A 14554-nucleotide genomic window follows, 5' to 3' on the forward strand; every position below is an offset into this window, starting at 1 on the left:
CCCCGGGCCGCGACCCGGCGGCGCCGCGGGCGGCCGGTAGCGTGGTCGGGGTGCGGGAGACCACGACGGTACGCCGAAAGGTACGCCTGCGGCCGGTCCGGCCGGCCGGCTGGCGGTGGGACCTGCTGCTGCTCGCCGGGCTCGTCGCGCTGACCGTCGCGCTGGCCACCGGCCACCTCTTCGGCCTCGACCGGGCGGTCGCCGACTGGGCGGACACGCACCGGCCGACGGTGGCCCGGTGGACGGCCATGATCCTCAACTATCTGGGCCAGGGCACCCCGTTGACACTTGTCGCCGCGGGTCTCGGCGTGCTGTTGGCGCTCCGGCTCCGCTCGGTGCGCCCGGTGCTGCCGCCGGTGGTGGCGTTCGCGCTCACCTACCTGACCATCGGCCCGCTGAAGGTGTGGACCGCCCGGCCCGCGCCGAGCGCCAGCAGCAAGGAACCGTTCCTCCCGCCCGAGCAGACCCTGCCGCTGTTCCAGCACGACCTGCCGATCAGCTACGCGCAGTCCTACCCGTCCGGCCACGTCGCCAACGCCATCGTCTGGTACGGCGTGCTCGCCCTGCTGCTGGCGCCGCTGCTGCGCACCTTCGGCCGTCGGATGCCGCCCCGGCTGGTCACCGCCGTCCGGGTGGTGCCGCCGCTTGTCGTCTTCTGCACCACGATCTACCTCGGCTGGCACTGGCTTACCGACTCGGTGGCCGGGTTGGCCCTCGGGCTTTTGCTGGACCGGCTGCTGCGCCGGGTGCCCTGGGACGACCTGCCGTTGCCGGGCCGGTTGCGGGATTGGGACCGACCGTTCACCTCGTACCCCTAGGGTTCGCCAGGTGAACGAACTCGCGCGGCGACTGGGCGTACCCGATGCGGTGGTCATCGGTCTCGGCTCGATGCTCGGTGCGGGCGTCTTCGTGGTCTTCGCCCCGGCCGCGGCGGCGGCCGGCGGCGCCGGGCTGCTGCTGGCGGTGGCCCTGGCCGGCTTCATCGCGTTCTGCAACGCGACCAGTTCGGCCCGGCTGGCCGCCCGGTACCCGGAGTCCGGCGGCAGCTACGTCTACGGCCGGGAGCGGCTGAACCCGTTCGCCGGGTTCCTGGCCGGCTGGGGCTTCGTGATCGGCAAGACCGCGAGCTGCGCGGCGATGGCGCTGACCATCGGCGCGTACGCCTGGCCGGAGCGGGCCCGGTGGGTGGCGGTGGCCGCCGTGGCGGCGGTGACCGCGGTGAACCTGCGCGGCATCGGCAAGACCGCCGCGGCGACCCGGGCGCTGGTCGCGGTGACCCTGACCGTGCTGGCCGTCGTCGCGGTGACCGGGCTGGCCACCGGGCACTTCGCGGTGGCCCGGCTGGACGGGTTCGCGCACACCGGCGACCGGGGCGTGCTGACCGCCGCCGGGCTGCTCTTCTTCGCCTTCGCCGGGTACGCCCGGGTCGCCACCCTCGGCGAGGAGGTACGCGACCCGGAGCGGACCATCCCACGGGCGGTGCCGCTGGCGCTCGGCCTCGTACTGGCGATCTACCTGCTGCTGGCCGTGGTCGCCCTCGGGGTGCTCGGCGAGCGACGGCTGGCCGAGGCCGCCGCGCCGCTGGCCGAGGTGGTGACCGCAGCCGGGCTGCCCGGCCTGGCCGGGGTGGTCCGGGTCGGCGCCACCGTGGCCGTGGTCGGGGTGCTGCTCTCCCTGCTGGCCGGGGTCGGCCGGACCACGCTGGCGATGGCCCGCCGGCGGGACCTGCCGGCCGCGCTGGCCGCGGTACACCCCCGCTTCCAGGTGCCGCACCGCGCCGAACTGGCGGTGGCCGCCGTGGTCGCGGTGGTCGTGCTGCTCGGCGACGTACGCGGCGCGATCGGCTTCTCCAGCTGCACCGTGCTGGTCTACTACGCGATCGCCAACGCCGCCGCGCTCACCCTCGGGCGCGAGCCGGGACGGAAGCTGCCGGTGCAGCTCCTCGCGGCGCTGGGGCTGGTCGGCTGCCTGGTGCTCGCGGTGAGCCTGCCGCTGTCCAGCGTGCTCGCCGGCTTCGGCGTGCTCGCCCTCGGCGCCCTCTGGTACGCCATCCGCCACACCAGCCGCGCGACCTGAGCCACCTGCGCAGTCGGTCTCCCGTGGGCCTGGTAGGCGACCGGGTCGAACAGCTCCCGCCACGTACTGCCAGCGCTTGAGGGCCAGCGTGCCGCCCCTCGCCGTGCGGCTTGGTTGGTGCCCGCCCCGCCGCAGGGGGCCGGGGGCGCGTGCCGCTCACCTCACCGCAGGCGCCCGGACGGGGTCTCAGCCCGGACGGGGTCTCAGCCCGGACGGGGTCTCAGCCCGAGCGGGGTCTCAGCCCGAGCGGGTCTCAGCCCGAGCGGGTCTCAGCCCGAGCGGGGTCTCAGCCCGAGCGGGGTCTCAGCCCGAGCGGGGTCTCAGCCCGGGCCGCACGCCAGCCGGGTGGTTGGCGGGCAGGCTACCAACTTGATGTCGTAGACGAATCACGGTGGCAGCGGAATGCCGCGACCGGGGTCCTTCTTCCGGCCGGATGATTCGTTCACGACATCAAGTTCGTAGGCTGCTCGGCGCACCCTCCGCTGCCGGCGCCGCACCCGGGGGACGCCGCGCCACACCGGGCCCGCGCCGCGCCGCGCCGCACCGCGCCGCCCCCGGCGCGCGGGCCGGGCCGGGCCGCAAGGGTGCCTACCCTGCGAACTCGGCCCCAGGTCCCCACCCAGCTCCCGGCTCCCTGGGCGACGCCTGGGCCTCACTCCTCCGGCTGGCGGGGCACCGGCGCGCCGGCCGGCTCGGCCGGTGGCGCCGGGGTGGTCTCCCGCAGCAGCGCGCTCAGGCCCGCCCGCCGGGCCACCACGGTCAGCCGGTCCCCCGCCTGGATCACCATCCGCGGATCGGCCGACCAGTCCGCCCTGCGCCCCGGCCGGGTGTGCGCCAGCAGCCGTACCTCGCCGGGCCGGGTCACCGCGGCGAGCGGGCGGCCGTCCAGCGTCGACCCGGCGACCACCGGCACCTCGGTGACCAGCAACGCGTGCCGCCCGACCGGGATGGTGGCGATCACCGCGCGGTCCAGCAGGGCGGCCGCGAACGACGGCGCGGCCAGGTAGGACACGCTGCGCGAGATGCCGATGCCGAAGGCGCGCTGGACGCGTTCGGCGAAGTCGCCGTCGAACAGCCGCAGCACCACCCGCAGGTCCGCGTTGAGGGCCCGCCCGTTCAGCGCGGCCCGCAGGTTCACGCCGTCGTCGGTGGAGACCACCACCAGCGCCTGGCAGGTCGCCACCGAGGCGGCCCGCAGCGTCTCCTCCAGCCCGGCGTCCCCCACCACCAGCGGCACGCCCAGCCGCCGGGCCAGGGCGGCGCCCCGTGCGTCCGGGTCCCGGTCGATCGCCACCACCTCGATGCCGAAGTCGTGCAGCTGGGCCATCACCCGGGTGCCGATGTTGCCCAACCCGACGACCACCACGTGACCGGTCCGGTCCGGCTGGATCCGGCCGGCGTGCAGGGCCAGCCGGGCGTTCACTATGCCGTCCACCACCACCGCGGTGATCAACGGGATCAGCGCCAGCCCGGCCAGGTTCAACACCACCTGCATCACCTGGGCCGCCGCCGGCTTGTTGACGTCCGGGTCCTGCCCGCTGAGCGTGGTGACCAGGGTCAGATAGAGCGCCTCGCCCCAGTTGACGCCCGCCGCCCGGGAGTTGAGCCAGCCGAGCACCGCGATCACCGCCAGCAGCAGGAGCACCGCTATGCCGATCTTGCGGGTGGCGAAGCTGCGGACGGCCCGGAGCAGCACCGCCAGCGGCTGGCGGCGCCGGCGCGCCCGGGCCATCCGGCGGGCCGCCAGCTCGGTGCCGGGCGGCTGACCGGTCGCCTCGGCGAGCACCACGTCGGCCGCCGGCTCGTCGGCCGGTAACACCCGGACCAGCTCCGGATCGGTCGTCACGGCCAGCCCGCAGACCAGGTCCTGCGGGCGTACGTCGGCGCGGCGGGCCACGTACAGGGTGCGGCCGGCGTGCCGGAAGTGGGTGGGCGCCACCTCGCCGAGCGCGGCGGCGACGAAGGCCGGCGCGGCCATCGAGGCGTCGGAGAGCACCGACGAGTCGGGGAAGAGCTGCCGTACGCCGTTGGCCAGGCTGGTGTTGAACATCCGCACCACCAGGCGCAGCCGCGGCTCGACCTCCTGCGCGCAGAGCGCCGCGTGCATGTTGCCCACGTCGTCCTGGTGCAGCAGGGCCAGCCCGTCCGCGCCGGCCAGCCCGGCCCGGCGGAAGGTGGCCTCGTCGAGCCGGTCGGCCCGGACCACCTGGATCCCCGGGATGTCCCGGCCGTCCGGCCCCTCCGAGCGCCGCCGCTCGGGCACCACCAGGGTGACCCGGAGCCGGTTGGCGGTCGCCGCGGTGCCGAGCAGCGCCCGGACCACCCAGTACGCCAGCGGGTCGGCGCCGCAGACGACGTAGTGCGGCCGGGTGTCGCCGTTCATGCGCAGCCGCCAACCGGCCGCGCGCCGGGCCCGGTCGCGCAGGGGTTCGGCCATGCCCGGATGGTAGTCAGCCGGTCGCCGTCGGCGCAGCCCCCTTGATCATGAACGCATGGTCTCCCCGGGCCGGGGTAGAGCAGGCGGCGTGCAGACCTTCCTGCCGTACCCGGACTTCCTGGCCAGCGCCCGGACGCTGGACCAGCGCCGCCTCGGCAAGCAGCGGGTGGAGGCGATCCAGGTGCTGCGCGGGTTGACCCGGCCCGGCTACGGCTGGCGCAACCATCCGGCGGTGAAGATGTGGGCCGGCTACGAGGAGGCGCTGGTCCGGTACGGGCTGGACGTCTGCGCGGTGTGGTGCGAGCCCGGCCGGGCCGACACCTGCGCCGCCACCCTCACCACCGACCTCGCCACCGCCTGCGGCCTGGACCGGGTCCGGACCCAGCCCGAGCTGGCCGCCACCGGTGAGCTGCCGCCCTGGCTGGGACGGGAGGACCTGCACCGCAGCCACCGGTCGTCGCTGCTGCGCAAGGACCCGGAGCACTACCGGCCGTTGTTCGGCGACGTCCCGCCCGACCTGGAGTACGTCTGGCCCCCCTCCGACCGCCCCCGCCGCTGCCCCGGATGAAAGGAGGGGCCCCTTGTTAACACCGGGTGTTAACAAGGGGCCCCTCCTCTACCGAATGCGTTAAGCGGGGCCCCCTCCTTACCGGCGGGCGTGACGGCAGGGGCGGGGTCGGCGACGATGGGGCGATGCGGAAGCGGTCCCGGTGGAGGTGACGGTCTCGGCCCGGGAGGCCGAGGTGCTCGCCCTGCTCGCCGAACGGCGCACCAACGCCGAGATCGCCGAGCAGCTGTTCATCTCCGTCCGCACCGTGGAGAGCCACGTCTCCTCCCTGCTGCGCAAGTACGGCGTCACCGACCGCCGGGCGCTGTCGGCCGTCCGGCCCGCGCCGGTGCCCGCGTCCCCAGCGGGGTCGGCGCCGGCCGGCGGACTGCTGGCCGGGCTTCCCGTGCCGCGTACCGCCTTCGTCGGCCGCCGGGCGGAACGGGAGTCGCTGGTCCGGGTGCTCGACGACGCCCGACTGGTGAGCCTGGTGGGCGTCGGTGGGGTGGGCAAGACCCGGCTGGCCGTCGAGTTGGCCGCCGAGGTCCGGGCGAGGTTCCCGGCCGGCGCCTTCGTCGACCTGGTGCCGGTGCGGGACGGGTCGGTGGCGCAGGCGGTCGCCGCCGCGCTCGGCGTCACCCCCACCTCGCGCCAGCCGCTGTTCGAGGCGATCCGGGTCGGGCTCGGCGGGCACCGGTCGTTGCTGGTGCTGGACAACTGCGAGCATCTGCTGGACGCGGTGGCGCTCTTCGCCGACCAGCTGCTGACCGGGTGTCCGGGCGTCACGCTGCTCGCCACCAGCCGCGAACGGTTGGGGGTGCCCGGCGAGTTCGTCGTGCCGGTCGCGCCGCTGCCCGAGCCCGACGGGCTGGCCCTCTTCACCGACCGGGCCCGCTCGGCCGGGGCGGACGTGACCGGGCAGCCGGCAGCCGTCGCGGAGCTGTGCGCGCGGCTCGACAACGTACCGCTGGCGCTCGAGCTCGCCGCCGCCCGCAGCGCCGCGCTGGGGGTGGAGGGCCTGCTCGCCGCGTTCGCCGACCCGCTGCGGGTGTTGACCGGCGCCCGCCGCGCCGACGAGCGACACCGTTCGCTGCGGGCGGTCCTGGACTGGAGCTACGGGCTGCTGGACGCCGCCGAGCAGGAGCTGTTCCGCCGGCTGTCCGTCTTCGTGGGCGGCTTCGACCTGACCGCCGCGGCCCGGGTGGCGTCCGGCACCGACCCGGTCGAGACCACCGACCTGCTCGGCCGCCTGGTGGACAAGAGCCTGGTCCGGCGGGACGGGGACGCGCGCCGCTGGCGGATGCTGGGCACCGTTCGGGCGTTCGGCCGGGAGCAGCTCGGCGCCGACCCGGCCCGGGGTGAGGTCTTCGACCGCTACCTCGGCTGGGCCACCGCCACGGCCACCGCGCTGGTCGAGCGGCTGGGCGACGGGTGGCGCGCCGACTTCGACCTGGTCGCCGACGATCTGCGCGCGGCACTGCTCGGTCAGTGGTCCGGCGCCGGGATGGCACCGCACGCGCTGGCGCGGGCACTCGGGCGGCTCACGTACGCCCGGGGTTTCCTGGCCGCGGCGTTGGACTGCTATCGGCAGGCGGCGGCCCGGGCGCCGGACCCGGCCGAGGCGGTGGCCGACCTGCGCGACGCGGCGGACTGCGCGCTGGTCGGCACCGCCACCGGCCGGCAGGTGCTGGACCTGCTGCTGGCCGCCGCCGAGCTCGCGGCGGCGGCCGGCGACGGCAACGGCCAGGCGCTCGCCCTGGCCCGGGTGGTCGAGCTGGTCAACCGGTTCGACGGCCGGATCGCCAGCGACCTGCCGCGCGAGCGGCTGGCCGGGCTGCTGGCCCGGGCCCGCGCCGCGGGCGACGAATCCGATCCCACCGTCGCCGCCGCCCTGGCCATCGCCGAGGCGTGGCACGCCGGCGGCCGGCGGCACCGCCCGGACCCGGAGCGCGCCGCCGTCGCCGCCGCAGCGGCCCGCCGGTGCGGCGTGCCGGTGCTGGTCAGCGCCGGCCTCGATGTGCTGGGTACGGCCGAGGCGCAGGCCGGCCGGCCGGCGCGGGCGCGGCGGATCGGCGCGGAGCGGCTCGCCCTGCTGTCCGTGCTCGACCCGACCGAGCCGCGGGCGGCGCCGGAGATCGGCGACATCGTGCACGTCACCGCCACCGCCGCGATCCGGGCCGGTGACCTGCCCTCGGCGCTCGCCGTGGCCCGCCGGATGGCCGGCGACAGCCTGCTCGGCGATCGGACCCACTCGCTGGCCACGCTGGTGCCCGCGCTGGTGCTGCGCGGCGAGCTGGACGAGGCGTTGGCCCAGGCGGAGGCGCTGTGGGCGGGTTGGCAGCGGGTCGGCCGGCCGCCCAGCGGGCAGGTGGCCGGCGCGATGGCGTTCGCCATGCTGGCGGCCGGGCTGCGCGGCGACCCGGCGGGCCGGTCCCGGTGGCGCGACCGGTTGCTGGCCGGCGCCGCCGGCGCCGGGGTGCCGCCGGTGACCCTCCCGTCGGCGGTGTTCGCCGACTGCCGGCTCGCCCTGCACGACGGCGAATTCGCCGACGCGTCGCGGTTGGTGGGGCTGGCGTTCGGCGCCCTGCCCGGCTACCGGTACGACACGTACGCCCGCGCGGTCGGCGCGGAGCTGGCGGTCGCCGCCGGCCTGCCGCAGGCGGACCGGTGCGTGGCGCTGGCCGACGACACGATCACCGACAACGCGTGGGCCACCGCCTGCCTGGCCCGGGCCCGGGGGCGGTCGACAGGTGACGTCGCGGCGCTCACCGCGGCCCTGGCCGGCTTCGAGCGGATCGGCGCCCGCGTCGAGTACGCCTGCACGCTGGCGCTCCTGCCCACCCGGGAGGACGAGGCGCGCGCCGCGCTCGGGGCGCTGGGCATGCCGGCGGTGGGTGGCTGACCGAGGCGTTCCGTGGTCGGTTCCGTGGTGAGCACGGATGTGCTGGTGGACGGTGCCGGCCGAGGCTGGACACCGACGACGCCGGCCGGCGTCGGTGCCACCAGCGAGGAGCGCCCGTGCCGAACACCGCGCAGCAGACCGACGTACTGACCCAGCGGATCTTTCTCAAGGCCGACCCGGAGCGGGTCTGGGCGGCCCTCACCCGCTCCGAGCTGACCCGGCGCTACGGGTACGGCGGCCGGATCGACATCGACCTGCGGCCGGGCGGCGTCTACCGCGGGTACGCCAGCGAGGCGATGGTCGGCAGCGGGGTCGACATCGTGATCATCGAGGGTGAGGTCACCGAGGCCGAGCCCGACCGGCGGCTCGCCCTGACCTGGCGGATGACCGCCGATCCGGCGATGGCCGCCGAGGGCCCGACCCGCCTGACGTACGACATCGGCCAGGACGAGCGGGGGTTCACCACGCTCACCGTCACCCATGACGTCACCGGCGCCCCGCACACCGCGGCGCTGGTCAGCGGTGCCGTCGCGGGCACCGGCGGCGGCTGGTCGTTCGTCCTGAGCGACCTGAAGTCGTTGCTGGAGACCGGCTCCGGCATCGCGGCCTGACCACGTCGCTGCCATCCCAGAGAAGAGGTTTCCGATGTTGCAGAGACTGCGCCTGATCGCCGCCGCGACGGCGCTGGCGGTGCTCGTACCCGGCCAGGCCGCGTCGGCGGCGGAGCGGTCCGACGCGGCCGGGGGGTGGCGGGCGGCGTGGACCGCCGCGCCGCACCACCCGTTCCCCGGCTTCGGGCCACCGAACTGGTCGGTGGACGGCTTCACCGGGCAGTCGGTACGCCAGGTGGTGCGGGTCGGTACCGGTGGCGCCACGGCACGGATCCGGCTGTCCAACCGGTTCGGCGACGGACCGCTGCGGGTGACCGGCGCGACGGTCGGGCAGTCGGCCGGTGGTCCGGCCGTACGCCCGGGGAGCCTGCGCCCGGTGAGCTTCGGCCGCTCGGTGTCGGTGACCGTGCCGGCCGGGGGTGAGCTCGTCTCCGACCCGGCGCCGCTGCGCACGCGGGCGCTGGACACCGTCGTGGTGACCCTCTACTTCGCCGGCGCGACCGGGCCGGCGACCGGCCACGAGAACGCGGTGGCCACCAGCTACCGGACGGCCGGTGACCGGCGGTTCGACCCGGAGGGCCGCGCGTTCACCGAGACCAGCCGATCCTGGTACTTCCTCACCGGGGTCGAGACGGCCGACCGGCCCGGACCGGACCCGGGCGTGGTGGTGGCGTTCGGTGACTCGATCACCGACGGGTACGGCACCACGGTGGACGCCGACAACCGCTACCCGGACGAGCTGGCCGAGCGGCTCGCCGCCGGCCGCCGGCCGGTGAGCGTGGTGAACGCCGGCATCAGCGGCAACAAGCTGCTCGCCGACTCCACCTGCTTCGGCGCGGCGGGCGTGTCCCGGTTCACCCGGGACGCGCTGGACCAGCCGGGCGTCCGGACGGTGATCGTCCTGATCGGCATCAACGACATCGGCGGCGGGGGCTTCCCCGACTTCGGCTGCGGTGCCTCACCGGTGGTCACCGCCGCGCAGGTCATCGAGGGGCACCGACGGCTGATCCACGCGGCCCACGCGCGGGGCGTGCGGGTGGTCGGCGCCACCATGCTGCCGATCAAGGGCGCGTACGGCTATGACACCGCCGCGAACGAGGCCGTCCGCGACGAGGTCAACGCCTGGCTGCGGCACAGCCGGGCGTACGACGCGGTGGCCGACCTGGACCGGGCGCTGGCCGACCCGGCCGAGCGGAACGCCCTGCGGCCGGCCTACGACTCGGGTGACCACCTGCACCCCAACGACGCGGGCGCCGCCGTGATCGCCCGGGTCGTCGCCCCGCTGGTCGGCGGCCCCCACCGCTGACCCGCCCAGCCGTCCCCTGGGGTGGAAGGAGGGGCCCCTTGTTAACACCCGCCGGTGTTATTGACCCGTAACCCAAATATGCCGTTATCGTTGGGTATGTATGGGTGTGGTGGTGCGTGACACGCGGTCGCTTTCCCCGGCGGCGCAGGAGGATCTGCGTCGTCGGGTGGTCGCGGCGGTCAAGGCGGGGATGAGTCAGGCCGCTGCGGCGAGGGCGTTTCAGGTAGCGCCCAAGACGGTGTGGCGGTGGGTGGATGCCTTTGACCGTCAGGGAAACCGGGCTTTGAACGCCCGCCGTCGAGGGCGTCGTGCGAACGAGCAGAAGGCGTTGACGCCCCGGCAGCAGGCCCGGGTACGGCGGGCGATCATTCACAAGTGCCCCGATCAGCTCGCCCTGCCGGGGCTGGTGTGGACGCGTGCGCAGGTGCGACAGCTCATCCGGGCCTGGTTCGGTATGGAGTTGTCGCTGGTGACGGTCGGTAAGTACCTGCGGTCGTGGGGCCTGTCGCCGCAGAAGCCGGTGCGCCGGGCCTACGAGCAGAACCCGCAGGCGGTCACCGAGTGGCTGCAGGTCACCTACCCGGCCATCGCGGCGCAGGCCAAGCGGGACAAGGCGATCATCCTGTGGCTGGATCAGACCGGGTTACGCTCCGACGCGGCGGTGGGCACCACCTGGGCGCCAGTCGGGCAGACACCGGTGGTGGCCAAGACCGGCCGGCGATTCGGAGTCAACGTGATGGCCGCGATTAGCAACAAAGGCGAGTTGTACTTCACCTGCTACCACGGTTCGTTCACCGGCGACGTGCTCCTGGGGTTCCTGACCCGTCTCACCCGCCACCTCGACCGGAAGATCCACCTCATCGTCGACGGGCACTCCGTGCACCACCGGATCATGGTCCGCGACTGGCTGGCGGAGCGCACCGACGACATCGAGATGCACTTCCTGCCCGGCTACGCCCCCGAACTCAACCCCGTGGAACTACTCAACCACGACGTCAAACACCATGTCGCACAAGCAAACCCCGCCACCCCCGCCGACCTGGCCACCGCGGCCAGCCGGCACCTACGCCGCCGGCAGAACCAGCCAGCCACGGTCAAAGCCTTCTTCGGCAAGCCCGAAGTCCGCTACGCCGCCGAATAACCACGGCACATTTGCCCTACCCCTCAATAACAAGGGGCCCCTCCTCTACCGGAGGCGTTAACAAGGGCACCCTCCTTACACCTGGGGCAGACTGGGAGCCGGGGGTGGCGATGGCGCTGTCGAAGGTGGTCGGCCGGTTCATCGGCGTGCGCCGGCACGTGGTGGATCCGGGGGGCGGCGGCGCTCCCCGGGTGCCCGGCGAGGTCGAGGCGCTGGTGGTCGGCGGCGGGATCGCCGGCATGTCGGCGGCGGTGGTGCTCGCCGAGCGGGGCGTACGGGTCACCGTGCTGGAGGCCGCGCCGACGCTCGGCGGCCGGTTGGGCGCCTGGCCGGAGCCGCTGGGCCACGGCGAGCAGCGCAACGAGCACGGCTTCCACGCGTTCTTCCGGCAGTACTACAACTGGCGGTCGATCCTGCGCCGGGCCGACCCGCACCTGGCCTTCCTGAAGCCGATCCCCGGCTACCCGATCCTGTCCCGGCGGTGGCCGACGGAGGAGTTCGGCAAGCTGCCCCCGGCGCCGCCGATGAACCTGCTGACGCTGCTGGCCCGCAGCCCCAGCCTGCGCCTGGCCGACCTGCGGGCGATGGACCGGGACGCCGCGTTGCCGCTGCTCACGTACCACCCGGAACGCACCTACGCCGAGTTCGACGACACCACCGCGGACGCGCTGCTGCACTCGTTGCGGCTGCCGGACCGGGCCCGGGCGATGCTGTTCGAGGTCTTCTCGCACTCGTTCTTCAACCACGAGGCGGAGATGTCGGCGGCCGAGATGATCGCCCAGTTCCACTTCTATCTGCTGGGCAACCCGGAGGGGCTGGCCTTCGACTGCCCGGACCGGGACTACGCGACCGCGATCTGGGACCCGCTGCGCCGGCACGTCGAGCGGCACGGCGGCCGGATGCTGACCGGCACCCCGGCCACCCGGCTGGACCGTACGCCGGGCGGTTGGCGGGTCGGCACCGCCGGCGGGGACGCCCACCAGGCCCGGCACGTGGTGCTCGCCGTCGACCCGCCGGCGCTGGCCCGGCTGGTCGCCGGCTCGCCGGTGCTGGGCGGGGCGGCGCCCCGGCTGGTGGCGCGGATGCCCGCGTTCGGCCGGCCCGGTCCGCCGTACGCGGTGGCCCGCTACTGGATGGACGGCGACGTCCGGCCGGACCGGGCGGTGTTCAGCGGGGTGTCCCGGGCGGCCACGCTGGACTCGGTGACGCTCTACCACCGGCTGGAGGACGAGCCGCGCCGCTGGGCCGCGCGCACCGGCGGCTCGGTGGTCGAGCTGCACGCGTACGCCTGTGAGGCGGGCGTGCCGGCGGAGGTGCTGGCCGAACGGATGCTGGCGGAGCTGGTGGAGCTCTGGCCGGAGGCCGCCGACCTGCGGGTCCGCGACCTGCGCGCCCGGGTGGAGGCGCAGGCGCCGGCGTTCACCCCGGGCAGCCACGCCGGCCGGCCGGGCGTACGCACCGACGCCGACGGCCTCTACCTGGCCGGCGACGGTATCCGGACGGAGTTCCCCAGCGCGTTGATGGAACGCTCGGCGGCCACCGGGATCATCGCGGCCAACCACATCCTGCGCGCCGAGGGCGCCGCCGCCGAGCGGGTCCATTCGGTGCGACCGCGTGGCCTGCTCGCCCGGCGTTGACCCGATTCGCCGGATCAGCTCCGGTTGATATACCGGTTTGGTTACGATTGTCCCATTAGTCGTGCCACTCCGTTGCGGGGCGGCGGCCACGGAGGAGGCGCGTGCAGCCAGCCGGTCAGCTGCGATGGGAGGTCCGGGCCGACGTCGACGGCCGGGACGGCTCACCGGACGGGACGCCGGCCGGGCCCGCCGGCGAGCAGGACTGCGTGGTCACCGCGCTGAACCTGGGCTGGTGGCTGGCCGACGCGTTCCACACCCTCCAGCACGGCTACCCCCTCGTGCCGGAGGAGGACGACGCGGACGCCACCCCGGCCGACGGGGCGGCCCGCAAGCTCAAGAACCTCAGTGGCATGCCGGTGGGCCGGCGCCTGCGCATGTACCTCGACGGGACCGACGTCGCCCTGGACCGGATCGCCGCCACCGTACGGGACCGCCGTCCCCGACCCTCGACGCAGGCCGCCCGCCTCCGGTTGGGCACGGTCGACAACCCGTCCGACCCGCAGGCCGAGGAGGTACTGGACGCCCTCGACGACCTGAACATGGAGGTGCTGCGCTGGACCATGGCGATCAACCACCGGGTCGGGCTGGCGTACCGGCTCGGCCGATCGCTGGCCGACACCGTCCGGCGCTGCCGGCGCGACCCGATCCCGCCCCGGTTCGACGGCCGGGCGGTGCAGCTCTGCCGCTGGCTGGAGGCGCTGGCCAGCGTGCTGCCCCGCTACGCCGCCGAGGTGGTACGCGGCTCCCTGCTGGCCTGGACCCGGACGGTGCACCACTGGGGCACCGACGGCAGCGAGACCGGCGAGGTACGCCGCGTGCTCCGCGACCAGGGCGAGCTGTGGCGCGGCGTACTGACCGGTGGCCTGGACCCGCGCGACCTGCTCGACGAGGAGGACTACGCGTGGGTGGCCCGGAAGCTGGTGGTCCGGGACCGCAACCTGATCGTGGCCACCACCCGGGGGATCTTCCGTCCGGTCCTGCTGCCGCTGCTCGGCGTGCTGCTCGCGGTGGTGGCGGTCAGCGCCGTGGCGGCGAGCGGCTCCCCCGCCACCCGGGGCGCCATCGCCCTGGTGGGGCTGGGCGGCGGGCTGGCCGCGATCTGGCGCTCGGTCTCCCGGCCGGCGCTCGCCGCCGCCGGCCAGATCAACCGCCCGCTGCTCGACGGGCTGCTCGTGGTGCGGATGGTCCGCCGGCTGAACGAGCCGCTACGCCGACTCGAATCGGCCGACTGAGCTCAACGGTCTCGGCGGAGATAAGCCTCGGCGCGTCGGGCGTCGCGGGTCATCAACACCGCCGCCGCGCCGAAGCAGGCGAACGCCGCCAGGAACGTGCCGAGCATGAACCAACTGAAGGCCGAGAGCGCCTGCCCGGCCAGCATGAGCAGCAGGCAGCCCAGCAGCCCGGGATACCAGCGGGCGGCCACCATCTGCTCCGCGGTGTGCCGCAGCAGCACCGGATCCTCGCCGGCCGCCGGTGTGCCCCGCCGCACCTGCCGGGTCAGCTCGCGGCGCCGGGACCACGGCAGCGCCCAGAGCCGCGACCTGCGATTGGCCTTGAGGAGGCCGCGCCGCCAGGCCCAGACGAAGACGCCGACCTCGGCGAGCAGCCCGACCACCATCAGGACCGGACCGGCGGTCTCCGCCCACGCCGGCGGGTCCTGGCTTCCCTTCACCAGGGCCGGCCCGCCGGTCAGCGCGAGCACGAGCACGAAGAGCGCCCCCGCGAGCACCCCTGCGCCGACCATCAACACCTGGAAGCGGAGCCGGCCGCGCCGGATCTCCGCCCGTTCCGACCCGTCCATCGTGGACCCCCGTTCCCCGCTCCCGCCGTACCCCGTCGGGCGGGACGGTCAAACGGTTAACAGGGGGCCCTTCCTATACAGAATGCGTTAACAAGG

General features: G+C 75.0%; 11 protein-coding genes. 9 read left to right on the plus strand and 2 right to left on the minus strand.

Translation table 11 applies throughout. From position 1 onward, the window contains the following. The first annotated feature begins 50 nt into the window (after nucleotides 1-50). A complete protein-coding gene (locus K7640_RS14840; RefSeq protein ID WP_374198088.1) occupies nucleotides 51-818 on the plus strand; it encodes a phosphatase PAP2 family protein in 768 nt (255 codons plus the stop codon). Between the two features lie 10 nt (nucleotides 819-828). Continuing rightward, entirely contained in the window at nucleotides 829-2076 is a 1248-nt protein-coding gene (locus K7640_RS14845) for an APC family permease (protein WP_222955388.1), read from the plus strand. A gap of 652 nt (nucleotides 2077-2728) precedes the next feature. Here K7640_RS14845 and K7640_RS14850 read toward each other — a convergent pair. Next, a complete protein-coding gene (locus K7640_RS14850) occupies nucleotides 2729-4513 on the minus strand; it encodes a potassium channel protein (protein ID WP_222955389.1) in 1785 nt (594 codons plus the stop codon). 88 nt (nucleotides 4514-4601) lie between these two features. On the opposite strand from K7640_RS14850, the gene K7640_RS14855 reads away from it, so the two are divergent. The 7 genes from K7640_RS14855 (at nucleotide 4602) to K7640_RS14885 (ending at nucleotide 13889) form a co-directional block, all read left to right on the plus strand. Next, a complete protein-coding gene (locus K7640_RS14855) occupies nucleotides 4602-5081 on the plus strand; it encodes an MSMEG_6728 family protein (protein WP_222955390.1) in 480 nt (159 codons plus the stop codon). A 142-nt stretch (nucleotides 5082-5223) separates the two neighbouring features. After that, nucleotides 5224-7962, plus strand: coding sequence for a LuxR C-terminal-related transcriptional regulator (locus tag K7640_RS14860; protein WP_222955391.1), 2739 nt, complete (start codon nucleotides 5224-5226; stop codon nucleotides 7960-7962). Between the two features lie 116 nt (nucleotides 7963-8078). Then, entirely contained in the window at nucleotides 8079-8573 is a 495-nt protein-coding gene (locus K7640_RS14865; protein WP_308042560.1) for an SRPBCC domain-containing protein, read from the plus strand. A gap of 34 nt (nucleotides 8574-8607) precedes the next feature. Continuing rightward, nucleotides 8608-9879: an SGNH/GDSL hydrolase family protein gene (locus K7640_RS14870; RefSeq protein WP_222955392.1), complete on the plus strand. Its 1272-nt coding sequence runs from the start codon at nucleotides 8608-8610 to the stop codon at nucleotides 9877-9879. Between the two features lie 100 nt (nucleotides 9880-9979). Beyond that, complete coding sequence (locus tag K7640_RS14875) at nucleotides 9980-11020, plus strand: IS630 family transposase (protein WP_222955393.1); 1041 nt, start codon at nucleotides 9980-9982, stop codon at nucleotides 11018-11020. A gap of 110 nt (nucleotides 11021-11130) precedes the next feature. Beyond that, nucleotides 11131-12657, plus strand: a complete 1527-nt coding sequence (locus K7640_RS14880) for an FAD-dependent oxidoreductase (protein ID WP_222955501.1) — start codon at nucleotides 11131-11133, stop codon at nucleotides 12655-12657. A gap of 101 nt (nucleotides 12658-12758) precedes the next feature. Next, nucleotides 12759-13889, plus strand: a complete 1131-nt coding sequence (locus tag K7640_RS14885) for a hypothetical protein (protein WP_222955394.1) — start codon at nucleotides 12759-12761, stop codon at nucleotides 13887-13889. A gap of 2 nt (nucleotides 13890-13891) precedes the next feature. Here K7640_RS14885 and K7640_RS14890 read toward each other — a convergent pair whose 3' ends face one another. Beyond that, complete coding sequence (locus K7640_RS14890; protein ID WP_222955395.1) at nucleotides 13892-14458, minus strand: hypothetical protein; 567 nt, start codon at nucleotides 14456-14458, stop codon at nucleotides 13892-13894. Nucleotides 14459-14554 lie beyond the last annotated feature (96 nt).

Origin of the sequence: Micromonospora sp. PLK6-60, from assembly GCF_019890675.1 — a bacterium.
Classification (GTDB): Bacteria; Actinomycetota; Actinomycetes; order Mycobacteriales; family Micromonosporaceae; genus Micromonospora.